This is a genomic window from Streptomyces sp. NBC_01384, assembly GCF_045040035.1.
Taxonomy (GTDB): domain Bacteria; phylum Actinomycetota; class Actinomycetes; order Streptomycetales; family Streptomycetaceae; genus Streptomyces.
The window spans coordinates 805,000-829,429 of sequence record NZ_CP109559.1; the positions used below are offsets into that span (position 1 = coordinate 805,000).

The 24,430-nt window shown below is 69.8% G+C and carries 22 protein-coding genes and 1 pseudogene; 6 read left to right on the forward strand and 17 right to left on the reverse strand.

Annotation, left to right across the window (positions count from 1 at the left end):
• Window positions 1-157: 157 nt before the first annotated feature.
• Window positions 158-1,048: an LLM class F420-dependent oxidoreductase gene (locus OG747_RS03500; RefSeq protein WP_405877667.1), complete on the forward strand. Its 891-nt coding sequence runs from the start codon at window positions 158-160 to the stop codon at window positions 1,046-1,048.
• Between the two features lie 626 nt (window positions 1,049-1,674).
• Here the strand turns inward: OG747_RS03500 and OG747_RS03505 are convergent.
• From OG747_RS03505 to kdpF, 7 genes are all read right to left on the reverse strand, one after another.
• On the reverse strand, window positions 1,675-2,010 hold the full coding sequence (locus OG747_RS03505; protein WP_405877669.1) for a hypothetical protein: 336 nt from the start codon (window positions 2,008-2,010) through the stop codon (window positions 1,675-1,677).
• A gap of 579 nt (window positions 2,011-2,589) precedes the next feature.
• Window positions 2,590-4,758, reverse strand: a complete 2,169-nt coding sequence (locus tag OG747_RS03510) for a zinc ribbon domain-containing protein (RefSeq protein WP_405877671.1) — start codon at window positions 4,756-4,758, stop codon at window positions 2,590-2,592.
• A gap of 241 nt (window positions 4,759-4,999) precedes the next feature.
• Window positions 5,000-5,707, reverse strand: coding sequence for a response regulator (locus tag OG747_RS03515; protein WP_405877673.1), 708 nt, complete (start codon window positions 5,705-5,707; stop codon window positions 5,000-5,002).
• A 126-nt stretch (window positions 5,708-5,833) separates the two neighbouring features.
• Window positions 5,834-6,502, reverse strand: coding sequence for a potassium-transporting ATPase subunit C (locus tag OG747_RS03520; protein ID WP_405877675.1), 669 nt, complete (start codon window positions 6,500-6,502; stop codon window positions 5,834-5,836).
• A 5-nt stretch (window positions 6,503-6,507) separates the two neighbouring features.
• The gene (kdpB, locus tag OG747_RS03525) at window positions 6,508-8,643 is read right to left on the reverse strand and encodes a potassium-transporting ATPase subunit KdpB (RefSeq protein ID WP_405877677.1); all 2,136 of its coding nucleotides are present in this window, start codon (window positions 8,641-8,643) and stop codon (window positions 6,508-6,510) included.
• Entirely contained in the window at window positions 8,640-10,304 is a 1,665-nt protein-coding gene (kdpA, locus tag OG747_RS03530; RefSeq protein WP_405877679.1) for a potassium-transporting ATPase subunit KdpA, read from the reverse strand. Before kdpA ends, kdpB begins: the two co-directional genes overlap by 4 nt.
• An 8-nt stretch (window positions 10,305-10,312) precedes the next feature.
• Window positions 10,313-10,402, reverse strand: a complete 90-nt coding sequence (kdpF, locus tag OG747_RS03535; protein ID WP_016434100.1) for a K(+)-transporting ATPase subunit F — start codon at window positions 10,400-10,402, stop codon at window positions 10,313-10,315.
• Window positions 10,403-10,759: 357 nt separating this feature from the next.
• On the opposite strand from kdpF, the gene OG747_RS03540 reads away from it, so the two are divergent.
• On the forward strand, window positions 10,760-11,341 hold the full coding sequence (locus tag OG747_RS03540) for a peroxiredoxin family protein (RefSeq protein WP_405886073.1): 582 nt from the start codon (window positions 10,760-10,762) through the stop codon (window positions 11,339-11,341).
• Window positions 11,342-11,419: 78 nt separating this feature from the next.
• Here the strand turns inward: OG747_RS03540 and OG747_RS03545 are convergent, their stop codons facing one another.
• Complete coding sequence (locus tag OG747_RS03545; protein WP_405877681.1) at window positions 11,420-12,040, reverse strand: TetR/AcrR family transcriptional regulator; 621 nt, start codon at window positions 12,038-12,040, stop codon at window positions 11,420-11,422.
• An 89-nt stretch (window positions 12,041-12,129) separates the two neighbouring features.
• Complete coding sequence (locus tag OG747_RS03550; RefSeq protein WP_405877683.1) at window positions 12,130-12,306, reverse strand: hypothetical protein; 177 nt, start codon at window positions 12,304-12,306, stop codon at window positions 12,130-12,132.
• 975 nt (window positions 12,307-13,281) lie between these two features.
• On the opposite strand from OG747_RS03550, the gene OG747_RS03555 reads away from it, so the two are divergent.
• Window positions 13,282-15,273 (forward strand): protein kinase domain-containing protein, encoded by a 1,992-nt coding sequence (locus OG747_RS03555; RefSeq protein ID WP_405877685.1) that lies wholly within the window; start codon window positions 13,282-13,284, stop codon window positions 15,271-15,273.
• Between the two features lie 95 nt (window positions 15,274-15,368).
• Here the strand turns inward: OG747_RS03555 and OG747_RS03560 are convergent, their stop codons facing one another.
• The 4 genes from OG747_RS03560 to OG747_RS03575 all read right to left on the reverse strand — a co-directional run bounded on the left by OG747_RS03560 (window position 15,369) and on the right by OG747_RS03575 (window position 18,610).
• Window positions 15,369-15,569 carry a hypothetical protein gene (locus OG747_RS03560; protein WP_405877687.1) on the reverse strand — a complete coding sequence of 67 codons (201 nt, stop codon included), beginning with the start codon at window positions 15,567-15,569 and terminating at the stop codon, window positions 15,369-15,371.
• Window positions 15,570-15,666: 97 nt separating this feature from the next.
• Complete coding sequence (locus tag OG747_RS03565) at window positions 15,667-16,122, reverse strand: (2Fe-2S)-binding protein (RefSeq protein WP_405877689.1); 456 nt, start codon at window positions 16,120-16,122, stop codon at window positions 15,667-15,669.
• 10 nt (window positions 16,123-16,132) lie between these two features.
• Window positions 16,133-18,256, reverse strand: coding sequence for a molybdopterin cofactor-binding domain-containing protein (locus OG747_RS03570; protein ID WP_405885436.1), 2,124 nt, complete (start codon window positions 18,254-18,256; stop codon window positions 16,133-16,135).
• A 159-nt stretch (window positions 18,257-18,415) separates the two neighbouring features.
• Entirely contained in the window at window positions 18,416-18,610 is a 195-nt protein-coding gene (locus OG747_RS03575; RefSeq protein WP_405886075.1) for a hypothetical protein, read from the reverse strand.
• Here OG747_RS03575 and OG747_RS03580 point away from each other — a divergent pair.
• Window positions 18,548-18,673 (forward strand): annotated as a pseudogene (locus OG747_RS03580) (DNA-binding response regulator); the annotation flags it as partial. The gene OG747_RS03575 and the pseudogene OG747_RS03580 sit on opposite strands and share 63 nt — an antisense overlap.
• A gap of 149 nt (window positions 18,674-18,822) precedes the next feature.
• Here the strand turns inward: OG747_RS03580 and OG747_RS03585 are convergent.
• Together OG747_RS03585 and OG747_RS03590 are read right to left on the reverse strand one after the other, a co-directional pair.
• Entirely contained in the window at window positions 18,823-19,392 is a 570-nt protein-coding gene (locus tag OG747_RS03585; protein WP_405877691.1) for a hypothetical protein, read from the reverse strand.
• Between the two features lie 27 nt (window positions 19,393-19,419).
• On the reverse strand, window positions 19,420-19,992 hold the full coding sequence (locus OG747_RS03590; RefSeq protein ID WP_405877693.1) for a hypothetical protein: 573 nt from the start codon (window positions 19,990-19,992) through the stop codon (window positions 19,420-19,422).
• A gap of 338 nt (window positions 19,993-20,330) precedes the next feature.
• On the opposite strand from OG747_RS03590, the gene OG747_RS03595 reads away from it, so the two are divergent.
• Window positions 20,331-22,067 carry a GAF domain-containing protein gene (locus OG747_RS03595; RefSeq protein ID WP_405877695.1) on the forward strand — a complete coding sequence of 579 codons (1,737 nt, stop codon included), beginning with the start codon at window positions 20,331-20,333 and terminating at the stop codon, window positions 22,065-22,067.
• Between the two features lie 184 nt (window positions 22,068-22,251).
• Here the strand turns inward: OG747_RS03595 and narI are convergent, their stop codons facing one another.
• A complete protein-coding gene (narI, locus tag OG747_RS03600; protein ID WP_405877697.1) occupies window positions 22,252-23,019 on the reverse strand; it encodes a respiratory nitrate reductase subunit gamma in 768 nt (255 codons plus the stop codon).
• Window positions 23,016-23,315: a hypothetical protein gene (locus OG747_RS03605; protein WP_405885437.1), complete on the reverse strand. Its 300-nt coding sequence runs from the start codon at window positions 23,313-23,315 to the stop codon at window positions 23,016-23,018. Before OG747_RS03605 ends, narI begins: the two co-directional genes overlap by 4 nt.
• A gap of 338 nt (window positions 23,316-23,653) precedes the next feature.
• Here OG747_RS03605 and OG747_RS03610 point away from each other — a divergent pair, with 338 nt between their 5' ends.
• Window positions 23,654-24,076, forward strand: coding sequence for a pyridoxamine 5'-phosphate oxidase family protein (locus OG747_RS03610; protein ID WP_405877699.1), 423 nt, complete (start codon window positions 23,654-23,656; stop codon window positions 24,074-24,076).
• Window positions 24,077-24,430: the final 354 nt, after the last annotated feature.

Below are 24,430 nucleotides of genomic sequence, written 5' to 3' on the forward strand. Positions count from 1 at the left end.
CCCGGCGGCGACAGGTCCTTGCGGTCGGCGGAGCGACCGGTCACCCGTACGTCCTTCACGGCGCGGGTGATCAAATGGGACCGTAGTGTCGAACACATTCGCAGGCAACGGTTGTTCGGCCCTCAAGCACCCGTCCAACCCGAAGGGATCGGAAACGATGAACGACGTCACCACCGAGGACCAGGTCGGCTCGCTCAAGGAGGCCGTCGGACGGTACGGCATCTGGAGTGTGGGCCTGCGGTCGGAGGATCCGGAGCGTCAGGGGGAGCGCGCCGAGGCCGCAGCCGAGCTGGAGCAGCTCGGCTTCGGCGCGGTCTGGCTGGGCGGCAGCAGCACAGCGGCCAACGCGGCGCCGCTCATCGCGGCGACCGAGCGACTGGTCGTGGGGACCAGCATCCAGAGCATCTGGACGCACGAGGCCACCGAGAGCGCGGCGAGCTTCGCCGAGCTGGAGGCGGCCCACCCCGGCCGCTTCGTGCTCGGCCTCGGGGTGAGCCACGCCAAGCTCGCGGACCAGTACCGCCGTCCCTACGCGAGCATGGTCGGCTACCTGGACGCGCTGGACGCGGCGGGGGTGCCCGCCGGCCGCCGGATGCTGGCCGCGCTCGGCCCTAAGATGCTGGGGCTGTCACGCGACCGGGCCGCCGGCTCGCTCCCGTACCTCGTGACCCCCGAGCACACCGCGCAGGCCCGCGAGGTCCTGGGCGAGGTCCCGTTGCTGGCACCGGAGTTGAAGGTCGTCCTGGAGACGGACCCGGACCGCGCCCGCTCCTTCGCCCGGGGCAGCCTCGGCATGTATCTGTCGCTGCCGAACTACACCAACAGCTTTCTGCGGCTGGGCTTCGCCGAGTCCGACTTCGCCGACGGCGGCAGCGACCGCCTCATCGACTCGCTCTACGCCTGGGGCGACGAGGACCGCATCCTCGCACGTATCAACGACTTCCACGCGGCGGGCGCGGACCACGTGGCGCTCCAGGTGGTCGGCGAACACTCCCCGGCCGCCCTCCCGCGCGAGGAGTGGCGCCGCCTGGCAGGTATCCTGACCTGACGCCACGCCTCACCTGGAGGCGGGCTCCGCGGGTTCGGCGGTCGTCGTCGCGGTGGACTTGACGATCTGCCGCCGGACCTGCGCGACCAGGGCGATACGGCCGGCGGCGCCCGCCCCGGACAGGTATGCGGTGGGGATGGTTCAAAACCTGCGCCGCGCGGGCGTGACAGAGGTGGCCCGGGGCCACCGGCGGCTCGGCTACTCCCTCTCGGGGCGGCGTGCACCCTGCCTGATGGCGACCGAGTGACGCACCAGTCCGTGACGGTCGTAGCCGCCTACAGCGACGAGACCGCGCCGACCGCCCTCACGGGCACACGGGCACTGGGGCTCGCCGCCCCCGGCGACGTGGCCGTCATATCGGTCGCCAAGACGTCCCTCACTCAAGCTTGCCATTCCAAGGAATCCCCCGGGAGATCCTGCGGGAGCCCGCCGACCGCCACCATCGCCACGGACAGGTGGCGGACCGGCACGCTCGAATGGAGTACCTTCTACGCCCCGTTCGGTCGCCTGACCATCTCCAGGGTGCATGGGGTGGGGTCACCCCGGCGGCCGGCGGGAGCCGCGTGGGGCACTGTTCCTGAAAGAAGTTCGGTCCGTTGAAACGAGTGCCCTCGAGCGGTCGGAGTTCACGCCGTGAGGGCCTGCCGGGGTGCGCCTGCCGCGGACGGTGCACCCTGCACGGCGGGGCGCACCGGGTACGTGGTCTTCGCCGGATCCACCACTGGGTCCCCGAGCACGATCCGGCCCGCCGCGTGCAACGCGTCACAGTCGCCGGTGGGGAGGGCGACGTAGCAACCTCCCTGTCCGGCACCGGAACTGATGGGTTGCCAGTAGCCGTACCGGCGGCGCCCGTTGGCGTGCACGGTGAGGCAGACGGGAACCCGCTGCACGGTGATGAGACGCAGAACCTCGGCACCGCCGGGGCCGAGTGGAGCGGGCGTGCGCGGGAGGGATCGGAGCATCGTCAGCGGTCTCCGTTCAGGGCTCGCGGCACGGCGCGGCGGCGGAGGGCGGGCGTCATGTGCGGGCAGCCTTTCGACGGACGGGTTCGATCGCGTACCGCGGGGAGCGGTGACGTTGTCGCTGCTCAGCATTGTTCCTGAAGGCACTGACATCGAGATGGGTACGCGGGTTCCGGTGGTCATGGCTCTGGCACTGACTGACGCCCTGCGGGGCTGTCCTGCCGCTGTTCTGTCCGGCCGCATGAGCGCCGGTCCCGCTTCGCTCCCGAGCTGAGGAAGCTGGGTATGGGGAGCGTGATGGGCTTTCTCCTCTTCACCGAGGACGACGAGCCCGGCGCTCTCAACCTGCACTCCCGCCGGCCGCACACCTTCGACGAGGCCGCTCGGCGTACCGGCTGGATCCTCGCCTCGCACGCGGCCGAGGCCTTCTCCGCGGCCCGTACCGCATCAGCAGCAGCTCGGCCACGCCCTGGAGACCCGTATATCCGAAGCTTGCCGCGTGCCATCTTCACGTCTCTTCGTCTCGCGGGCGGGGGCTGGGGGCACCGGTTTCGGTGGTGAACAGACGCTTCAGCGTCTCTAGAACTCTGTGTGTGCCTGTGGTTTCCAGGCTTTTCGGGCGCGGCGTGGCCGTGTGCGGTCGCCGGTGTGGGGTCCGAACCTCGGGGTGAGGGGGTGGACCTCGGTGGCGTGCAGGTGGTGGAAGCCGGTCCGCTCGGCGGCGCGGGTGCGCCGTCGACAGGTTCTGTTCGAGAGCCGCATCCGGCCGGATGCGGGTACTCCATGACCTGGCACCGGCCCGGGTACGGCTGGTGTCGTGGTGTCATGCCCCGCCGGACGCTGGACTGCCCCCGTGGTGGGGGTGGTGGCGGGGACCGTACGCACATCGGGCGCACGGCGGGAAGTCTTGTGGCCCGGGGCCTGTTCGGCGGCGCGCCGGGTGCCTCGGCCACGGGGGCCGGTGGGCCTGCTGGGCGTGGGGTGTCTCTTGCCCAAAGTGGTCTTCGGCCCGGCCGGGCGGGGTGGGGCCGTTTCGGCGCGGCGCAGTCGGCGCAGGCGGCGGGTGGTCTTCTTCGGGCGCCTCACCAGGCGCACGGTGCCCTCAATGGTGGTGCGGATGGTCCGGGTGTTGGTGGCGCGGTCGGTGAGGGTGTGGGTCTGGGCGAGCAGGCCGCGGGAGACGATCCGGCGGGCGGCGGCGTGGTCCCGGTCCATGGACAGTCCACACCCGGTGCAGTGTGCCCATTTCCAGCCGCGCTCGGCGAGCCGGTCGGGGGCGGGGTGGTGGGTGAGCTTGCCGAGGCAGCCGGGGCACAGTGTGGAGGTGCCCCGGGCCGGGACGGTGACCACCGCGATCCCCGCCTTCGCTCCCAGGTGCCGCATCGCCTCGGCCACCGTGCCGCGCACCTGCCCGGACAGCCGGGCGCTGCCGCGCCGGTGGCCGCGGGCTTCCAGGGTGGCGAGGTCTTCCAGGTAGATGACGCTCGCGCCGAGCGCTGCCGCCTGGTCGACGGCCCAGCGGGCCGCCGCCCAGGCCAGCGCGGCATTCAGCTGCCGGATCCGGGCACACACCCGCCCGTGCTCGGCCTCCAGTACCCGGGCCCGGTCGAGGTGTTCGCCCCAGGCAGGGTGCGGGGAGCCGAGCCCGTCCGCGAGGGCCCGGTAGTGGTCACGCTTGGCGGCGAGGTGCTCGCGGTGGCCGCGCAGCCGGTGCAGGGCGGCACTGACCGTGGTGGCGTCGAAGACCAGGGGCCGCCCGTCGGTGACCACCCGGCGGGTCTGCCCTCTTCCGGTCAGGCGGCCCAGGACACCGGTGAGCAGGGTGTTGACACCCCAGTCCAAACCGAGCCCCACCCGATGGCCGGTCGCCCTGGTGGCCGGGGCGGGCCGGGAGTGCGGCAGGTCGACGGCGATCCTCCCGGCCGGGGTGGGGCGCAGGGTCGGGGTGTGCAGCACCGCGTCCGGCGCGATGGTGCCGGGCAGCCGGATGTCGATCACATGCCAGGCCCAGTCCCGCCCCGTGGCCGGGGCGGCGCGCAGGGGGAGCTTGACCCGCAGCCGGGCACTCGCCTCGTCCACCCGGGCCAGGGTGACCTGCTGGCGGTCCATCGCGGCCAGCAACACCTGCCCGGCCACCCGCGGCGGGCCCTCCAGGGCGCACAGCCCGGCGGGCAGCTGCCCGTGCCCGGATACGTACGCGCGGATCTGCCGGGTGCGGTTGCGGATTTCCGCACTGCTCACCCCAGCAGGCAGCACCGCCCGCAGCGCCGCCCATTCCGCCTCGGTGCGCCGCCGCGGATCATCCGGCCAGGTGGCCAGGACCGCGGCCACGATACTGCGCCGGTGCAGGGCCAGCCGCAGCGTGCGGGCCGCGTACTCCTCCACGCCCCGGCGGACCCGGTCCGAGACGTACACCCCCGCCGGGGCCGCGACAGTCTGCGGCCAGTCCAGGCGGCGCATCGCCATCCACCCCTTGGACGGCAGCGCCTCGCCCCGCTCGTCCACCCCGGCGGCCAGCACATCGAGGGAATCCTCATCCCACCGGGCGGCCACCAGAGCACCGGCCAGCTCCCGGCTCAACTGGGCCAGAAAGCCCACCCGTTCCAGCAGGACCCGCTGCCCGACCCGCTCACCACTGCCCTCCAGTACGCCGGAGAAGGCGGTGCACGTCGCCGTCGCCATCAGCCTGGCCATGCCCGCCACCCCGCTTTCCCGCACGCGTCCGGTCATCTTCAGCAGCGGCCGCATCCCGGCACTCCGATCGGCCTAACGACCGACCATCACACAAAGACACGGCCTTCCCGCACCCCGAGGGTCCGGGAAGGCCGGGAAAGTGCGGGAAGACCACGATCGTCGGCATCCGACGAGGACGAGACGGTGAACACCCGCATCTCCCAAAACCGACGGAAACCATAACCAGCCAGGATGAAAGCAGTGGCAGATCCTGAGGAGCCGCACCGATGACACGAAATAGCATCAACCAGCCCGCTCAAGCCAAACACCCAACAGTTGAAGACCCTTCGAAGCGGTATCCCATACCCGGCTCGGTGATCAGGTAGCGGGGATGGGCGGGGTCCGTCTCAAGTTTGCGGCGGAGTTGAGCCATGTAGACCCGGAGATAGTTGGTCTTGTTGCTCTGGCTGACTCCCCACACCTCCTGGAGCAGGTGCTTCTGTGTGATGAGCCGGCCGGGGTTGGTGACCAGGATCTCCAGCAGATGCCATTCGGTGGGTGTGAGGCGTACGTCGTGTCCGGCGCGGGTCGCCTTCTTGGCGAGGAGGTCGATGGTGAAGTCGTCCGTCGTGACGAGTGTCGTCTCGGGGGCCAGCGGAACGTCCTCCGTGCGGCGGACGGCGGCGCGCAGCCGGGCCAGCAGTTCGTCCATGCTGAACGGTTTGGTGATGTAGTCGTCGGCGCCCGCGTCCAGGGCCGCGACCTTCTCGTCGGAGGCCCGGCGGGCGGACAGGACGAGGATCGGTACGCGGGTCCAGCCGCGCAGGGCCTTGATGACGTCCGTGCCGTCCATGTCGGGCAGGCCGAGGTCGAGCAGGACCACGTCGGGCTGGCGGGCGGCGGCGAGGCGCAGGGCGGTGGTGCCGTCGGGGGCGGGGTCCACGCCGTACTTGCGTGCCTGCAGGTTGATCACGAGGGCCCGGACGAGCTGAGGGTCGTCCTCCACCACCAGTACCCGGGTCATCGGTGGGTGCCTTTCCTGTTGGTACGGCAGGCCGGAACCATGCGGAACCGGTCTCATGGCTGCGGGAGTTGACGAGGCGGGGTGTCTGCCCCGTCCGCCAACTCCCGCGCGGTGCGCGTAAGGCCATCAGCTCTTCGCCACGAGTTCCTTGAGCGCGATGTTGAGTTCGAGGACGTTGACGCGGGGCTCACCGATGAAGCCGAGGGTGCGGCCGTCGGTGTGCTGATCGACCAGCTGGTGCACCTGGGCGACGGACAGGCCGTTCTTCTCCGCGACCCGGTGCACCTGGATGTCGGCGTAGTCGGGGGAGATGTCCGGGTCCAGGCCGGAGCCGGAGGAGGTGACCGCGTCGGCGGGCACGTCGGAGGGCCTGACCGTGTAGCCGTTGACCGAGTTGTCCTTGATGACGGCCTTCTTGGCGGCGCTCACCCAGTCGATCAGGTCCTTGTTGTCACCGGAGCGGTTGGTGGCGCCGGACAGGATCAGTTTGTACTGCGTGTTGACGCTGTTGGTGCCGAGTCCGTTCTGCGGGCGGCCCTGGAACCACTTCAGGTCCGCATCCGGGGTCTCCTGGCCCTTCTTCAGCGGCAGGTTGTAGGCCTGGCCGATCAGCGAGGAGCCGACGACCTTCCCGTCCGCCTTGATCTCCGAGCCGTTGGCCTGGCCGGAGAACAGGCCCTGGGCGACCCCGGTGATGGCCAGCGGGTAGAGGACGCCCGTCACCACGGTGAGCACGAGGAGCGCGCGCAGGGCCGCCCAGAGCAACCGGGCAGTGTTGGTAACCGAGTTGTTCATGGGGATCAGCCGATTCCGGGGATGAGGGAGATGAGCAGGTCGATGATCTTGATGCCGATGAAGGGGGCGATCAGGCCGCCGATACCGTAGATCCCGAGGTTGCGCCGCAGCATCTTGTCGGCGCTCACCGGCCGGTACTGCACACCCCGCAGGGCCAGCGGCACCAGCGCGATGATGATCAGCGCGTTGAAGATGACCGCCGACAGGATCGCCGAGTCGGGCGAGGACAGGTGCATGATGTTCAGCTTGTCCAGGCCCGGGTAGACCGCCGCGAACAGCGCCGGGATGATCGCGAAGTACTTCGCGACGTCGTTGGCGATGGAGAACGTCGTCAGCGCCCCCCGGGTGATCAGCAACTGCTTGCCGATCTCGACGATCTCGATGAGCTTGGTCGGGTTGGAGTCGAGGTCGACCATGTTGCCGGCCTCCTTGGCGGCCGACGTACCCGTGTTCATCGCCACGCCCACGTCCGCCTGCGCGAGCGCCGGCGCGTCGTTGGTGCCGTCGCCGGTCATCGCGACGAGCTTGCCGCCCGCCTGCTCCCGCTTGATGAGGGCCATCTTGTCCTCGGGAGTGGCCTCCGCGAGGAAGTCGTCGACACCCGCCTCCTCGGCGATCGCCTTGGCCGTCAGCGGGTTGTCACCCGTGATCATGACGGTCTTGATACCCATCCGGCGCAGCTCGTCGAACCGCTCCCGCATGCCCTCCTTGACGACGTCCTTGAGGTGGATGACGCCCAGGACCCGGGCACCCTCGCCGTCCTCGACCGCCACCAGCAGCGGGGTGCCGCCGGCCTCGGAGATGCGGCCGGCGAGCGTGTCGGCGTCCCTGGAGACGGTGCCGCCCTGCTCCTTGACCCAGGTGATGACCGAACCGGCCGCACCCTTGCGGATCTTCCTGCCGTCCACGTCCACACCCGACATCCGGGTCTGGGCGGTGAAGGCGATCCACTCGGCGTGCGCCAGCTCACCCTGGTGCCGCTCGCGCAGCCCGTACTTCTCCTTCGCCAGGACGACGATGGAGCGGCCCTCGGGCGTCTCGTCGGCCAGCGAGGAGAGCTGGGCGGCGTCGGCGACCTCGGCCTCGGTGGTACCGGTCACCGGCACGAACTCGGAGGCCTGACGGTTGCCGAGGGTGATGGTGCCGGTCTTGTCCAGCAGCAGCGTGGAAACGTCACCGGCTGCCTCGACCGCCCGCCCGGACATGGCCAGGACGTTGCGCTGCACCAGCCGGTCCATGCCCGCGATACCGATCGCGGAGAGCAGCGCGCCGATCGTGGTCGGGATCAGGCAGACCAGCAGGGCCACCAGCACGACCATCGTCAGGTGCGTGCCCGCGTAGTCGGCGAACGGCGGCAGGGTCGCCACCGCGAGCAGGAAGACGATCGTCAGCGACGCGAGCAGGATGTTCAGCGCGATCTCGTTGGGCGTCTTCTGCCGCGCCGCACCCTCGACCAGGGCGATCATGCGGTCGATGAAGGTCTCGCCCGGCTTCGTCGTGATCTTGATGACGATCCGGTCGGAGAGCACCTTCGTCCCGCCGGTGACCGCCGAGCGGTCGCCGCCGGACTCACGGATGACCGGGGCCGACTCACCCGTGATCGCCGACTCGTCGACCGAGGCCACACCCTCGACGACGTCACCGTCGCCGGGAATGATGTCACCCGCCTCACAGACCACCAGGTCACCGACGCGCAGCTCAGTACCCGGCACCTCCTCCTCGGTCCTGCCGTCCGAGGAGAGCCGGCGGGCGACCGTGTCCGTCTTCGCCTTCCTGAGTGTGTCGGCCTGCGCCTTGCCGCGGCCCTCGGCCACCGCCTCCGCCAGGTTGGCGAAGATCACGGTCAGCCACAGCCAGGCGCTGATCGCCCAGCCGAACCAGTCACCCGGATCCTTGAAGGAGAAGACCGTCGTCAGGACCGAGCCCACCAGGACCACGAACATCACGGGAGACTTGACCATCACCCGCGGGTCGAGCTTGCGGACAGCGTCCGGCAGCGACTTCAGCAGCTGCTTCGGGTCGAACAGACCCGCGCCGACACGTCCTTCGTCCTTGTGGCCGGTCGGCACATCACTGTGCGGCGCCCGAGTGGGAGTAGTCGTGGACACGGCGTCCTCTTGGTTGTCTGTACGAGTGGTCATGACGCCAGCCCCTCGGCCAGCGGGCCCAGCGCGAGCGCCGGGAAGTAGGTCAGACCGGTGATGATCAGGATCGCGCCCACCAGCAGACCGGTGAACAGCGGCTTCTCGGTGCGCAGGGTGCCCGCGGTCGCCGGAACCGGCTTCTGCTCGGCCAGCGAACCCGCCAGCGCCAGCACGAACACCATCGGCAGGAAACGCCCGAGCAGCATCACGATGCCGATCGTGCTGTTGAACCACTGCGTGTCCGCGTTCAGACCCGCGAACGCCGAACCGTTGTTGTTCGCGCCCGACGTATAGGCGTACAGGATCTCGGAGAAGCCATGCGCCCCACTGTTGGTCATCGAGTGATCCGGAGTCGGCAACGCCATCGCCGCGGCCGTGAACACCAGCGCCAGCGCCGGCGTGATCAGGATGTAGCAGGCCGCGAACTTGATCTCACGGGTGCCGATCTTCTTCCCCAGATATTCAGGCGTACGGCCGACCATCAGGCCCGCGATGAACACCGCGATGACCGCCATGATCAGCATGCCGTACAGGCCGGAACCGGTACCACCGGGTGCGATCTCACCCAGCTGCATGCCCAGGATGGTGATCCCGCCACCCAGACCCGTGAACGAGGAGTGGAAGGAGTCCACCGCACCCGTCGACGTCAGTGTCGTCGACACCGCGAAGATCGAGGAACCACCGACACCGAAACGGGTCTCCTTGCCCTCCATCGCCCCGCCCGCAATCTGGAACGCCGGGCCGTGGTGGGCGAACTCGGTCCACATCATCAGGGCGATGAAACCGACCCAGATCGTGGCCATCGCCGCCAGGATCGCGTAACCCTGCTTCAGACTCCCGACCATCCGGCCGAAGGTGCGGGTCAGCGCGAACGGGATGACCAGCAGCAGGAAGATCTCGAACAGGTTCGTGAACGGGGTCGGGTTCTCGAAGGGGTGGGCGGAGTTGGCGTTGAAGTAGCCGCCACCGTTGGTGCCCACCTCCTTGATGGCCTCCTGCGAGGCGACCGCGCCACCGTTCCACTGCTGCGAACCGCCCATGAACTGGCCCACCGAGTGAATCCCGGAGAAGTTCTGGATCGCGCCGCAGGCCACCAGGACGACCGCGGCCACCACCGACAGCGGCAACAGAATACGGATCGTGCCACGCACCAGGTCCGACCAGAAGTTGCCCAGCTCACCGGTACGCGAACGCGAGAAGCCGCGTACGAGCGCCACGGCGACGGCGATACCGACCGCGGCGGAGACGAAGTTCTGCACCGCCAGACCAGCCGTCTGCACGACGTGGCCCATGGCCTGCTCGCCGTAGTACGACTGCCAGTTGGTGTTCGTCACGAACGACGCGGCGGTGTTGAACGCCTGGTCCGGGTCGATCGCGGCAAAGCCGAGCGAGCCGGGCAGATGACCCTGCAGCCGCTGCAGCAGGTAGAGGAAGAAGACGCTGACCGCGGAGAAGGCCAGGACACCACGCAGGTACGCGGGCCAGCGCATCTCAGTGCTCGGGTCGGCACCGATGCCCTTGTAGATCCACTTCTCCACACGCAGGTGCTTGTCGGAGGAGTAGACCCTGGCCATGTAGTCGCCCAGGGGAACATAGGCGAGTGCCAGTGCCGCTATCAGCGCGAGCAGCTGGAGCACGCCCGCAAGAACGGGACTCATATCGACGCTCAGAACCTCTCCGGGAAGATCAGGGCGAGGACGAGATAGCCCAGCAGGGCGACGGCCACGACCAGGCCGACGATGTTCTCGGCGGTCACAGCTTCGTCACCCCCTTGGCGACGAGGGCCACCAGCGCGAACACCGCGACCGTGGTGACGACGAAGGCCAGATCGGCCATCGCGAACTCCTAGGAGAGGTTCAGAAACGAATCGGACGGTTAGAGGAAACAGCCTCGATGGCTGGATTCGGCCGCCGTTGACACCTCCCATACGGCAGCCTGCCTGCCTTTGACGGAACTCTTACGGCCGACTGCTTCATCTGCGGCGACGACTACCCGCCATCCGGCTGAGCACGCCAATGGCCCGCACCAACGCGGTGCGGGCCATCAAGGCAGGACATCAGGAGAGGCGGAACCGCAGCCGACAGATCACCGCGTCCGTCTCCTTGCGCACGGCGTGGGCGACGACCGCTCCCCGCTGGTTCTGCAGCAACCGCTGCCGCAGCCGGTCCGGCTCGACCTCGGGGATCAGGACGCCAGCGGGATGCGCAGGTCGTGGCTGACCGCCCGCAGCAGCGCCGTACGCAAGGACCACCAGCAGCACCTTCAACTGGCAGCTCATTATCCCGAGATCGCCGTCGCCTACACCCAGATCGTCACCATCGGGACCGACAACATCCTCGAGCTGGGCGAGTTCCGCGCGGCGGTCGGCGCCCAGTGGACGTTCCTGTCCGACGTCGGTCGCAAGGTGCAGAAGGACCTCGGGATCCAGGAATACACCGACCCCCATCACGACCCGATGATCCCGCACACGCTCGTCCTCCGACCGGGCCTGGTCATCCACAGCGTCTACAACGGCTACTGGTACTGGGGCAGGCCGTCGATCGAGGACCTCCGTCGCGATCTCCGCGAGGTGACCCGCGCAATCCGCCCCGACTGGGACCCGACCGCACCGGGCCTCAGCGCGGCCTGGGAGGCCGGCGACCGCTCGATGCACTACCCGTACCAGGATGCCCGAGGAGGCCGCACGCGCACGTGAGGCGGCAGCGGATGACACCGCTTCGCCTTTGGCACCCTGTGCTGCGACCAGGCGACTGGCGCACCACGGCGGAGAACCTCACCTTGTGGCCGCCGCCTCCTCAGGCATGCGGGCGCCGAGGATGGCGAGGCAGTTCACCCAGAGGGGGCTGAGGCGTTGGGTGTCGTTGTAGAGCTTGGCGAAGAGCACCTGGCCCTCGAGCTGGGCGACGACGGACCGGGCAGCCTCGTGGGGGTCGCTCACGGTGACTTCGCCGCGCTCCTGGGCTTCGACGATGACTTCTTCAACCATGCCGACCTGCGCGTCGAAGATCTGCTGCAGGCGTTCGCGGATGGCTTCGGTCTGGTTGCTCATCTCCAGCGTCAGGTTCCCGAACATGCATCCCGAGACGGTGCCACAGCTCTGCTGCCCGGCACGTTGGCCGGCCTCGGTCTCCTCGAAGAGCTGCCGCAGCCGCAGGAGCGGCTGGGTGTCGCCGCTCAGGATGCGAGTCCACTCGCGGCGCTGGATGACCCAATGCTCGTCGAGGACAGCGAGAGCGAGGGCTTCCTTGGACTCGAAGAAATAGTAGAAGCTGCCCTTCGGGACGCCTGCGACCTTGCAGATCTCGGCAGTGCCCAGCGCGGAGTAACCCCGCAGCTCGATGAGCGACTGCGCGGCGGCGAGGATCTTCTCCCTGGCGTTGCTGGTACGTCCCATGACGCAAGTATACGACCGATCGACTAGGTTTAAAGTCGACCGGTTCACTATTCCCCCTTCCGGGGCTTCGGAGTGGCGGCTCATTCGACTCACAGACACGTACGGACGAGCCACTCGTCGTGGTTGTACGCGTCTCTCGCCGGATCCGGGACCGTGGCCGGCTTTTCCTCAACCGTATCCGCCAGGCGGATAGGCTCCGGCAGCTTGCCGAATCGTTCACGGCGCGCCACCTCGGCGGCGTCCGGGGCCTTCTCTTCATACGGCATTTCGTCCTCCATACGACGGTCGCTTCGACGGTGACCGGGATATCGCCGCGAGCGACCTTGAAATAGGGGCACCCCTGATGGGCGCCGACGCCAATTCCCTCTCTGCCGGATTTCACGTCAGTCAGGCCCAGACGTCTCACCACAAGATCATCACCTGTTCGACTGGTGATGATAGTTGCAGCCCGGTCGTCACCTGTCAAGGTGGTGACGAGATGGGACGGTCGGAGCAATCGGCTGAGGACACCGTGTGGACTCGAAGCCGATGGCCGACGCCATCGGCTCACGCCTCCCCGCGCCGAGCAATCAGCAGATCCACAGCGAAGCCGCGCAGTGCGGCCGCACAGGAGTGACATGAAGAGCAGCAACCCGGTCTTATCGCGACGGGGGTTCGGCCGCGGCAACGGCTCTGCCGACCTCCACTCGAAGCGACCGCAGACTGTCGCGGCCGCTATCGGCACCACCCTGTACGCATAAGGGCCCGGCGAACCCGTAACCCGTACATCGAAGGCGCTCAGAGTCAGCGGTTCTCCAAGGACGGCGGGGCTTCGCGACCGGCGTCGCTCTGCCGACGTTCACCCTCTCCGACGCGGCCGCCCTGCTCCGCGACACGGCGCCCCCGAAACGCTGAGCCTTCAAGAACCAGGCGCGTACTCCCGGGGCCTGGTGGGCAGCGGACGCGGGATCAAGACAGGCCCCGTTCACAGACCGCGCCGTTCAGGTCCACGGCGGCGTGGGCCGTACGCGCGGGCTCGCGCCGAGCGCTTCTGCCCCGACGTCCGCCTCTTCCGCGTCCACGAGGGCACCAGCCGGATCCACCAGATCCTCATCGCCAGGGCGCCGCTGGCTGAGGCCGCGCGGCTGAACCCGGCTCCATGGGGAAACTCCTGGCAGCGGAACCGGGCCAACTGGCCTGTCGCACACGTGTGCTGCGCTAATCTCGCGGTCACACGCGCCACGCGAGAGACCAGGATTCCCATGCCAGTCCAGCACCGCAGCCGGTCCGAAACGATGGCCTATGCGGCGGCCGGCATGGAACCGCCGCCCGTGGTCCCGCTGCGGAAGAACGATCCGAGGCGGGCGGGCCCTTACCGGCTGGAGTCGGTGCTCGGCAGCGGCGGCATGGGCCGGGTCTATCTGGGCCGGGACACCACCGGCGGGGCAGGCCTGGCCGCCGTCAAGGTGATCCGGCCCGAATACGCGGAAGACCCGCTGTTCCGCAAGCGCTTCGAGCGGGAGGTCGGCGCGTTGGACCGCGTCCAGGGGGCGCACATCGTGCGGCTGATGGGCAGCGGCTGCGATGAGGACCTGGTCTGGGTTGCCACCGAGTACATACCCGGGCCCACTCTCTCGGACGTCGTCACCCAGCGCGGCCCGATCGACGCGGCGGCGGCCTGGCGGCTGCTGGCCGACGTGGGACGCGCGATCGAAGCCATATGGCGCGCGGGGATCGTTCATCGCGACCTCAAACCGTCCAATGTGATCCTGGGTGCCGACGGCGCCCGCGTCATCGACTTCGGTGTCGTCCAGGCCACCGACGGCACCACGATCACCGCCACGGGCCAGAACGTGGGGACCCCCGCCTACATGTCCCCGGAACAGACCAGAGGCCGAGAGGTGACCGCCGCCTCCGACGTCTTCTCGCTGGCATCCACTCTCACCTACGCCGTCGCGGGGCAGGCGCCGTTCGGCGAGGGTACGGGCGTCGACGTCCTGCACCGGGTGGCCTTCGAACCGCCTCGGGAGGAAGTCCTCGACAAGGTGACGGCCGTCGATGCGGAACTGGCCGCGTTCATCCGTACCTGCCTGGACAAGGATCCCGAGCAGCGTCCGTTACCGGAGACGGTGTTCAGGACCGCCATCGGGCACCAGTTGTCCGCGCCGACACGGAACCCGTCACAAACCGGCCCCAAGTACGCAACCACCCATGGCAAGGGGCCCGAGGCCCTTCCCGCCGCGGCAGCCCCCGCCCCGCCCGCCGAGTCCGCCGCGCCCAGCGCCTCTGCCGCGCCCAGAAAGCCCGGAAAGCGCAGAAAGGTGATCGTGGGCGCCGCCGCGGCGGCAGCCGTCCTGGTCGCCGGGGGCGTCACCACGGCGCTGCTGCGGCAAGGCGACAACCGGACATCGGCCGGCCCCCGGCCGGGGTCGTCCCCAGCCGTAACGGGAAACCCGACCTCAGCGCCCGACAGCTCGCAGAACGCGCCCACCACCGCACCCTCGAACACGGACCCGGCGGCGCAGAAGACGTCGAGTCCGGCGACCCCGCGCAATCCCGCGGCGCTGGACATCCGGTCCGCCGCGTGCGCCACCGAGATCGCGTCGGGAGCCCACGGCGACTGCGTCAAGGCCCTGCAGCTCCTGCTCGTCGGCTACGGACTGCACGTCCCGGTCGACGGACGGTTCGGGAAGGAAACGCTCACCGCGGTGAAGGTCTTCCAGGCCGAGGCCGGGACCGCCGTGGACGGGAAGATCGGCGCGCAGACCAAGAAACTGCTGTACGGCACGGCGCGTGGGCCGGTCCGGGTCGGTTCGCTGACCGTGACCGAGAGCGTCAACGGCGCCTCGGTCGCCAGGTGTCTGGACGCCCACACCGGCACCGCGGGCGGGAACGGCCCGGACATCCAGGTGTGGGCGTGCAAGGACACGGCTGCCCAGAAGTGGGCTCTGTATCGCGTGCCCGGTCAGGGCTCCCAGTACATCGTCGTCGATCAGGACAGCCACCGGTGCCTGGACGCCGACCTCGGCACCATCGGCCACAACGGCCAGAAGATCCGCGCCAGGAACTGCGACGGGCTGAGCGCCCAGCGGTGGCGGCTCGGCTCCTCCGGCACGTCCGACGGCCGGACACTGGTCAGCGTCCCGGACGGCTTCTGCCTGGACGCGGAGGCCGCCACCTCCGGGACGGACGGTCAGTCGGTCCAGGGCTGGGGATGTGCGGGCAGCATCAACCAGATATGGAACTGGTCCTGATGTACCGCCAGGTTGCCCCTGCGTACGCCCGTGAGCAGGCCATGTGACGCCTGCTGTGCAGCGGTCCAGGGCCTCGGCGGGGCCCCTCGACGGGGTCAGTCGGCGCCCATAACCGATGGGCACGCCTCGCTGGAACCTTCGATCCGCCAGGCGGCGGGGAGCGTCACGGTCACTCTCGTCGCAGTGGTGCCGGTGGCCGGGGCTTCGAGGAGGCGGGCGTCAGCGACTGTGCAGACCAGTTGGGCGAGGGCCGTTTCGGTGAGCGGCCCGGTGCCCGAGGGCAGTTCGACCGACACCCGCCCGCCGTCCGTCCGGACCGTCGGAACGGCCGTCCCCCGTGAGGGCCTGCAGCCCAAGCGTCGGCGGTGACGCAACGGGAGCGACTACGTCTGGTCACCCCTTGGCGGACGCCTTTTTGATCGCTTCGCGGATGCGGGAGTAGGTTCCGCAGCGGCAGACGTTGTCAATACGGTCGATGTCGGCGTCCGTCGGGCTGGACGTCTTCTTGAGCAGCGCCGCCGCAGCCATGATCTGCCCGGGCTGGCAGAAGCCGCACTGCGCGACGTCGCAATCAAGCCAGGCCTGTTGGACCGGGTGGAGTGTGTCACCGTCGGCCAGACCCTCGATGGTGGTGACCTTGCGGTTCGCGCAGTCGGCGACCGGGACGACGCAGGGCTGGATCTCCACATCGTCGAGATGGCTGGTGCAAGCACGGCAGACACCGACACCGCAGCCGTACTTGGGGCCGGTGACGTCCAGCAGATCGCGCAGCACCCACAGCAGCGGCATGTCCGCCGGGGCCTCGACGGTGACCGGCTTCCCGTTGAGGACGAAGGAGTAAGACGGCATCTGCACCTTCTCAGAAGTTGATCGGGAAGCGGCGGGGGCGGGTGCCGGTCGCGCGGGCGTAGGCGTTGGCAACGGCGCCGGCCGCGGCCGGAACTCCGAGTTCGCCGGCTCCGCCGGGGTCCCGTCGCGAGGGCATGATGTGCGCTTCGAAGTGCAGCGGGGCGTGCCGTTGACGGGCGTAATGGAAGTCGGCGAAGCTGCCTTCACGGACGGCGCCCCGGTCGATGTGCAGGCCGGCCAGCAGCACGGTGGAGATCCCGTCGACCGCGGTGCCCATGAGCTGGGCCTCGAGTCCCCGGGGGTTGACGGCCGTTCCGACGTCGGCTGCCATCACCACCTTGGTCACCCGGGCGTTCTTCGGGTCGGTTGCGTCGATTTCGACCAGGCAGGCCACGCAGGAGCCGTACTCCTCGTGCACGGCCACGCCCTGGGCCTGCCCCGTCGGCATGGTCCGGCCCCAGTTCCCGGCGGTTGCGGCCTTGTCGAGCACGGCTTTGACGGCCTTGTTCCTGAGGGTGGTGCGTCGAAACGCGACGGGATCCTTGCCCAGGTTCCTCGCGACCTCGTCGACGACGATCTCCTCCGCGGTCCGCATCGTCCCGGAGTCCACCGATCGCCAAGCCCCGAGTGGCATCGCCAACTCCACCCCGCCCAGATCACCGGAGACACGCCCGAAGTTGTACAGGCCGTCGTCGCTGCTGAGCGGTCCCGCCGCCGGAGCGCGACCGCCGCGGGACGTGGTGGTGATCGCCCTCCCTGTCACACCGCCCTGCCCGGACAGGCCTTCCTTTCCGTACGACTCGTTCACCGAGGCCATCACGTGGGTGAAGGCCACCACCCGGCCCCCCGCGTGGCTGGCCCGGATCCGATGGTGGCTGGCCGGGCGCATCCTGCCGTGCCGGATGTCGTCGGCGCGGCTCCACATCAGTTTCACCGGACGGTGTGCCGCCTTCGAGATGAGGGCCGCCTCGATCGCCGCGTCGTAGTTCAGCCGCCGTCCGAACGAGCCGCCGCCCCGTATGACATGCACCCGGACTTTCGACGCGGGCAGCCCGACCGCCGAGGCGATGACGTCGCGCGCGTCCATCGGTGTCTGGGAGGAGAACCAGAGCTCGGCGCGGTCCGCGCGTACGTCCGCCACCGCGGTCAGCACCTCCATCGGGGCGTGGCTGACGAAGGCGAACTCGAACTCGCCCGTCACCTGCCGCGTTCCAAGCAGCGGCGTCCCCAGCAGTGGGACGGCGGCGCGCAGCCGGGAGCGGATGGCGGCGTCGGACAGTGCCGCGAGCGGGCCGGGGGCCCAAGTGATCCGCAGGGCGTCCCTGGCCTTGAAGGCGTGGTGGAAGGAGTCCGCCACGACAGCGACACCGCCGGCGATCGTGACGACCGCACGCACGCCGGGCAGGGCGCGGGCCGCCCGGTCGTCGACCGAGACGACCTTCCCGCCGAGGGTCGGTGGCCGGGCCACCACGGTCGGTTTCGCCCCGGCCACCGACAGGTCCCCGGCGTACCGCGCCTTTCCCGTGACGATGTCCCGCGCGTCGATCCGGGTCGTCGGCCGCCCGATCACCCGGTGCCGGGACGCCGGTTTGGGCTTGCTCGACACGGCCGGACGGCGGATCCGGGCGGCGCTCGCGGTCAAGGATCCGAAGGTGACCGAACGCCCGTCCGGCGCGACCACCGTCGTGTCCCGGGTACGAAGGGTCCGTGCCGGGAGATGCCACCGCTCGGCAGCCGCGGTCACCAGCCTGGCGCGGGCGGTGGCGGCCAGTTGGCGGGCCGGTCCGTACAGCGAACTCACCGAGTTCGAACCGCCGGTGTACTGGTTCCCCTTGGTCCGGGCCTCGGCCAGCGGGATGTCGACGTCGGCCAGCCGGGCGTCCAACTCCTCCGCGATCATCATGGCGACCGCGGTGGTGATGCCCTGGCCGACCTCGACGCGCGGCAGCCGTACGACGATCCTGTTGGCCGCGGTGACCTCCAGGACCAGCAACTCCTCGTCAGCACCGGTCACCACGACGTCGGACGGCGCACTCGTGTGCGCCGCGGCGGGCTCGGCACCTTCCGCCGACGACCCGTCGCAGCCGATGGGAGCCGCGACGGTCAGGGTGGACGCCGCGAGCGTGTAGACCATGAACCTTCGCCGGGACAACGGCTGCCGGGCCGCGCCGTCCTGTGAGGGACCGGTGCTCGTGCCCGCGGCAGAGGAACTGAAGCCATCCACCCTTCACTCCGTTCGTTCGGCTGCTGCGTCGACCTGTGGTTCGACTGATAGTTCGACTGATAGGAGGGGTCAGGGCGCCTGGAGGTTGCCCGCTGACGCCGTAGCCCCGGGGTGGGTACCCAGGCGGCCCGGTGTGGGGTCGAGACGGGCCACCGCCATGCCGGCGATGACGAACGGGATCCAGGCCAGGGCAGGGTAGGCCACCCTGGAGCGGCGGCCGCCGACGATGGGGAGACCGCCCGCGTCGGGCTGCTCACCGAGCACGAGCGCGAGGTGCTCGTGTTGATCGCGGAGGGACTGTCCAACGGCGACATCGGTACATGCATCAGCAGGGGCGGACACACATGGGAGATAACCGCGTCCTGGCCCTGGTGAAGGCGTTCCCACGGCGCGGCAGCGGATCGTCGTACGGGCGGACCCGGCAGCCGTCTGACGGCTCGCCGCGCGACGGCAGCCCCGCGGCCGCGCGTCTGGGCTCAGCCCGTCATGGTGGACTTCTCGCCGGACGGGGTGACGGCGTACCACATCTTGTCCTTGGCCTGGCCGTTCATCTGTCCGGCCTTCGTGTCGCCCATGTACCGGTACAGCGGCCAGCCGCCGAGGGTGACCTGCTTCATGCCGTCCCGGTGGACCGTGCCGAGAAGGCTCTTCTCAACCCCCATGGTCTGTACGGAGTCCTGTTCCATGACGGGCATCCACGTCTTCGTACACTCACCGGCACACGTCCACTTGGACGGAGTCGCCTGGTCCTTGTCGTAGCGGTAGAGGGTCATCCCCTTGTCGTCGGTTACCACACTGCCCATGCCCTTGACCGCCTTGGCCATCAGCATGGTGGTCGTGGCCATGTGCCCACTGCCGGAGTCACTGCTGCCGGCCGGTGCGGAGGTCGCGGATTCCGTGGCGGCCGTGGCGGCCGTGGCGACCGGAGCGACGCTGCCGGGGTTCGTGCCGGAGGAGGCCTTGCCCGTCGAGCTGCCACACGCCGCCAGGAGGAGGGCCGAGGCGAGCCCCGCGGCCGAGAGAAGAACGATGCGTTGCTGAATCACGGAGTTTCCCTTTGCCGGGCGGTCTACTTACTCCTTTAGTACGTTGGCTGACTCCCGCCCGCTCAGCCAACGGTGCCACATGGCGAAGCCTTGACCGACGGCGGCCGAGAACTCAGGAAGCGAGCGGCTGAACCGTTCCGGGTTCGATAGGGACTCGATCAGATCCGCGGTCCGAGGGCCGCGGTGGATCGGCCCTTCAGGGCGGAGAACCGTACGCCGGCCCCATGGGCGAGGTCGTCGAGGCGCCGGGCGACGAGGTAGCGGACCGGCTCGAGGTACCAGGGGGTCGCGCCGGTGTTCGAGGGCGATGTCCGCCAGGGCGGCGACCGCCACGGCCCGGCGCACCCGGCACGATGCCGTGCAGCCGAGTGCCGTGAGCGGCCACCAGTGCCGGGGCAGCAGGGCGGAGGCCTGGGTCAGCGCGCCGACGACCCCGTTCGCGGTGAGCCGTAGGGCCGGCCGATGGGGGTGGCCGGTGCCGTCGAGTTTGCGGGCGATGCCCAGGGCGGTGACCCCGGCGACGGCCGCGGCGACGGCCGCGGCGACGGGCAGCGACCAACGGCGATGGCGAGCAGGACGGTGACGAGTGCCGTGCTCCACGGGGCGAGTACGGCGGGGTCGATGAACTCGGGGTGGCGTTCGCCGAGCGGGTGGGCCCTGGTGCCGTCGCGTCTTCCCCGCCCGGGGCCGTTCTTCGGCTCTGGGCGGGCAGCCGAACGGCACCCGTGTCCCAGGGACGGCGGCAACCGACGCTTGGGCGGCGCGGTGGCCGTAGGCGGCGGGCGGCGACGGCTTGGGGCAACGCAGACCGCGCAGTCGGTGGGCCATAGGATCTGGCTGCCGGGACGATCCCGAATAACACATGCGTTCGCGTGCTGACAGGGTCGTTCGGGCATGATGAGAAGGTGCCGGCGGCACTTTTTCCGGAGGGAGCAGGAATGGCGGACAGTCCGGCAGCGGAGCGAAAAAACACTCCGGCGGCATCTCAGTTGCGGCTGGATGAGCTGCTGGAGGGCCTGCAGGCACAGGTGGCGCAGGTACGCGCGACCCGGGACCGGGTGCACACACTGCTGGACGCGGTCCTCGCCATCGGCTCCGACCTCGATCTCGACGTGGTGCTGCGGCGCATCACCGAGTCCGCCGTGACCCTGGTGGACGCCCAGTACGGGGCGCTGGGAGTGCTGGGCGAAGAAGGGCGCATCAGGCAGTTCATCACGGTCGGCATGGACGAGGACACCATCGACGCGATCGGCCACTATCCCGAAGGCCAGGGCATCCTGGGGCTGCTGATCCGCAAACCGGAGCCGCTGCGACTGGCCGACCTGGGCCGGCATGCCGACTCGGTCGGCTTCCCCGAGGGGCATCCGCCGATGACCACCTTCCTGGGGGCGCCGGTGCGCGTGCGCGACCAGGTCTTCGGAAACCTGTACCTGACCGACAAGCGCGGCGGCGCGCAGTTCGACGACGACGACGAAGCAGTGCTGCGCACGCTCGCCGCCGCGGCCGGCGTGGCGATCGACAACGCCCGCCTGTACGAGGACACCCGCCGCCGGGAGCGGTGGCTGGCCGCGAGCAGCGAACTGACCCGCAGCCTGTTGTCCGGCACCGACCCGGACCACGTCCTGCACCAGGTCGCCGCCACGGTCAGAGCTCTGTCCGCGGCGGACCTGGTCACGATGGCCGTGCCGTTCGACGGCGGTGAGCTGGTGATCGAGGCCGCCGACGGCGAAGGCGCCGAGCAGGTGCACGGGCTGGTGCTGCCGGCCACCACTCTGGCCGCGAAGGTCTACCACTCCAACGAGCGGATCACCAGCGGCGCACTGTCCGACGAGCCGCAGGCGGGGGGCGGCTCCGCGGCACAGATCAACCTGGGGCCCGGGTTCCTGCTCCCCCTCGGCGGCAGCGAACACGTGCGCGGGGTGCTGCAGGTCGCCAACCTGCCCGGCGGAGCGGAGTTCTCCGACGCCACCATGACCATGATCAGCGGTTTCGCCGACCAGGCCGCGCTGGCCCTGGAGATCGCCGAGCACCGGCGCGAAGCCGAGCACCTCATGGTCCTGACCGACCGCGACCGCATCGCCCGCGACCTGCACGATCTGGCCATCCAGCGGCTGTTCGCCTCCGGATTGACCCTGAACTCGGTGCTCGGCCGCATCTCCGACCGTCCCCAGGTGGCCGAGCGTGTCCAGCGTGTCGTCGACGACCTCGACGACACCATCAAGACCGTGCGGGGCACGATCTACGCGCTGCGCGAGCGCGACCGCACCGACGGACACGGCGGGCTGCGCGCGAAGCTGCTGACCGAGACCGACCAGGCCGCCACCATGCTCGGCTTCAGCCCCGCGCTGCGCATGACCGGCCTGCTGGACACCGACGTACCCGTCGGCCATGCCGAGCAGCTGCTCGCGGTCCTGCGTGAAACGCTGTCGAATGCCACCCGCCACGCCCAAGCCACCGCCGTCGAGGTCACCGCCGAGACCGACGGCACCCGGCTGCGGCTGCGCATCGCCGACAACGGATGCGGCATCGACCCGGCGGTCACCCGTCGCAGCGGCCTGGACAACCTCCGCCGGCGTGCCGCCGAGCTCGGCGGCAGCTTCACTCTCACGCCGAACGAGCCCACCGGCACCATCGCGGAATGGACGGTTCCCCTCCCGGCACGGACGGAAGCCTGAGCCCCACCTCGCGACATGCTCGTCGGGCTGGGCGGTTGCCCAGTTCAGCTGCGGCGTGTCGCGGCCGACGGCAAGGGTGGTGCCTTCGGGGCTGAAGGCCGGCGCGTACAGATCCCCGCCGTCGATCAGGGTCTGTGCCGCTTTGGGACCCACTGGCGGCCAGTGTTCGGTGGACCCCCGTTCATCACCCCACTCGTTCCCAGCCGCGGCGCGGAGGGCGCGCGCCGAGCCGGGTGTCGCGGCTGCGGTAGACGATGTAGGGCCGGGTCAGATAGCCGATCGGTGCGGTGAGCATGTGGACGAGCCGGGTGAAGGGCCAGGCCGCGAACAGCAGCAGGGCGCTGAGTGCGTGGAGCCGGAACAGCACCGGGGCGTCGGTCATCAGGTCCGGGTCGGGGCGGAGGTAGAAGATGGAGCGGAACCAGGGGGAGATGGTTTCGCGGTAGTCGTAGCCGCCGCCGACCACGTTCGCGGCCACGGTCGCGGCCAGGCCGAGCACGATGGTCACCGTCAGGGAGACGTACATGGCCTTGTCGTTGCGGGTGGTGGCGGAGAAGACCGGGCCGACGGTGCGGCGCCGGTAGATCAGGATGGCCAGTCCGCCGAGTGTGGCGACGCCGGCGATCGTGCCGAGGACGACCGCGCCGATGTGGTAAGTGTGCTCGCTCACCCTGATTGCCTCGGTCCAGCTCTTGGGAATGACCAGGCCACCGATGTGGCCGAGGAGCACCACCAGGATGCCGAAGTGGAACAGCGGGCTGCCGATGCGCAACAGCCGCCTCTCATACAGCTGGGAGGAGCGGGTGGTCCAGCCGAACTTGTCGTAGCGGTAGCGCCAGACGTGGCCGAGGACGAAGACCGCGAGGCAGACATAGGGCAGGGCGACCCACAACAGAATGCCGCCTGTGCCGGCCTGAGCCGCCATGGTGACGGGCTGCGCGGGTGCGGTCATCGGGGACCTCCTACGACGGGGTCGGGCAGGAACACGGGGGACGCGTACGGGTCGAGGCCGACCTGCTCCTCGGGCGGGCCCTGGGCGGCCAGGCGCATGACGGCTTCGCGGTCGTCGCCGGCGAGGGCGGGCAGGGTGGCGGAGGCGGAGTCCAGGACGCGCGCCCAGGGCGAGCCGTCGTCGTTGAGGGCCAGCCGCAGGAGTTCCAGGCCGGCGCGGTGTTCGGTGAGCAGGCGGGCTCCGGCGGCGGGGTCGGTGGCGGCGAATTCGAGGACGACGGCGAGGTGGTCGGGCAGTTCGTCGTCGGCGAGGCGCCATCCATGCTGTCCGTCCCTTCCCTCTTACGGTAGTGCCACAGCACCGGGGTCACACGGAAACCACAGGCCCCTTGTCTGCGGGCCGGAACCCCACGACCACCGTCCGCGTCCGGTCCTCCCGGCGGCATGGGCCATGCGTCCCTGCCACCGGGCGGACGGTCCCTGATTCGGAATCATCTGTTCCGCCACACGGCCCCACCCCGCGCCTGCTCTCTCGGCCCCCTGCGGAACAACCGCTGCGATCGACGGTCCTGGTGGCACGGGAGTAGGGCCGACCGGCCCTACCCGGTCCCGGCACCCGGAGGGACGATGGGCCGATGTCCCAGAACGACGCCTTTCACGCACTCGACCGGCAGGAGTGCCTGCGCCTCCTGGCCAAGGTGCCGGTCGGCCGTGTGGTGTACACCCGACAGGCACTGCCCGCGGTCCTCCCCATCAATTTCTCCCTGGACGCGGACGCCTCCGTCCTGCTGTGCACCTCGCCGGACTCGGACCTCGTACGCGCCATCGACGGCGTCGTGGTCGCCTTCGAAGCGGACGAGTTCGATACGGCAGCCCGGTCCGGCTGGAGCGTGGTCGTCACCGGCCGGGCCACCGTGGTGACCGATCCCGCCGAGCACGAGCGGCTGTCGCAGGCCGGCCTCCCTTCCTGGATGCCCTTGCAGGAGGCCGTGTTCGTGCGGATCGAATCCGAGATGGTCACCGGACGCGAGCTCACGGGAACGCGCGCGACGCACTGACGCGCAGCCCACAGCGGCCCGCCGGGCTTCCGCCGCTGCCGCGCGGACAGGGCACGCGCCCGACGACACGGGATCAGTCCGTCGGCTCGGTTCTCGTATCGGTTCTCGTATCGGTCCTCAAGCGCGCCCGCCGATGCGACACCTCTGGCCAGGATGCTCGCCCCGGCGGGCCGCGCGGCCGACGATCCGGTGAGCCGACGATCCGGTGAACTGAGGCGTCCCCGGCGTTCCGTGGCGCCCGCTCTCTTGTCTGCACGGCCGATGGGTGCAGTGAACCGTTCGAGTGTCTGCACTGTGGCGGCCTGCGATCCGGTATTCCCTGTGATCGCACCGGCCATGACAGGTGTCCGGCTC

Coding starts and splice junctions, on each gene's coding strand:
- OG747_RS03500 (WP_405877667.1), top strand. CDS start 158: ATGAACGACGTCACCACCGAGGACCAGGTCGGCTCGCTCAAGGAGGCC.
- OG747_RS03505 (WP_405877669.1), bottom strand. CDS start 2,010: ATGCTCCGATCCCTCCCGCGCACGCCCGCTCCACTCGGCCCCGGCGGT.
- OG747_RS03510 (WP_405877671.1), bottom strand. CDS start 4,758: ATGCGGCCGCTGCTGAAGATGACCGGACGCGTGCGGGAAAGCGGGGTG.
- OG747_RS03515 (WP_405877673.1), bottom strand. CDS start 5,707: ATGACCCGGGTACTGGTGGTGGAGGACGACCCTCAGCTCGTCCGGGCC.
- OG747_RS03520 (WP_405877675.1), bottom strand. CDS start 6,502: ATGAACAACTCGGTTACCAACACTGCCCGGTTGCTCTGGGCGGCCCTG.
- kdpB (WP_405877677.1), bottom strand. CDS start 8,643: ATGACCACTCGTACAGACAACCAAGAGGACGCCGTGTCCACGACTACT.
- kdpA (WP_405877679.1), bottom strand. CDS start 10,304: ATGAGTCCCGTTCTTGCGGGCGTGCTCCAGCTGCTCGCGCTGATAGCG.
- OG747_RS03545 (WP_405877681.1), bottom strand. CDS start 12,040: ATGGGACGTACCAGCAACGCCAGGGAGAAGATCCTCGCCGCCGCGCAG.
- OG747_RS03550 (WP_405877683.1), bottom strand. CDS start 12,306: ATGCCGTATGAAGAGAAGGCCCCGGACGCCGCCGAGGTGGCGCGCCGT.
- OG747_RS03555 (WP_405877685.1), top strand. CDS start 13,282: ATGCCAGTCCAGCACCGCAGCCGGTCCGAAACGATGGCCTATGCGGCG.
- OG747_RS03565 (WP_405877689.1), bottom strand. CDS start 16,122: ATGCCGTCTTACTCCTTCGTCCTCAACGGGAAGCCGGTCACCGTCGAG.
- OG747_RS03570 (WP_405885436.1), bottom strand. CDS start 18,256: ATGGTCTACACGCTCGCGGCGTCCACCCTGACCGTCGCGGCTCCCATC.
- OG747_RS03595 (WP_405877695.1), top strand. CDS start 20,331: ATGGCGGACAGTCCGGCAGCGGAGCGAAAAAACACTCCGGCGGCATCT.
- narI (WP_405877697.1), bottom strand. CDS start 23,019: ATGACCGCACCCGCGCAGCCCGTCACCATGGCGGCTCAGGCCGGCACA.
- OG747_RS03610 (WP_405877699.1), top strand. CDS start 23,654: ATGTCCCAGAACGACGCCTTTCACGCACTCGACCGGCAGGAGTGCCTG.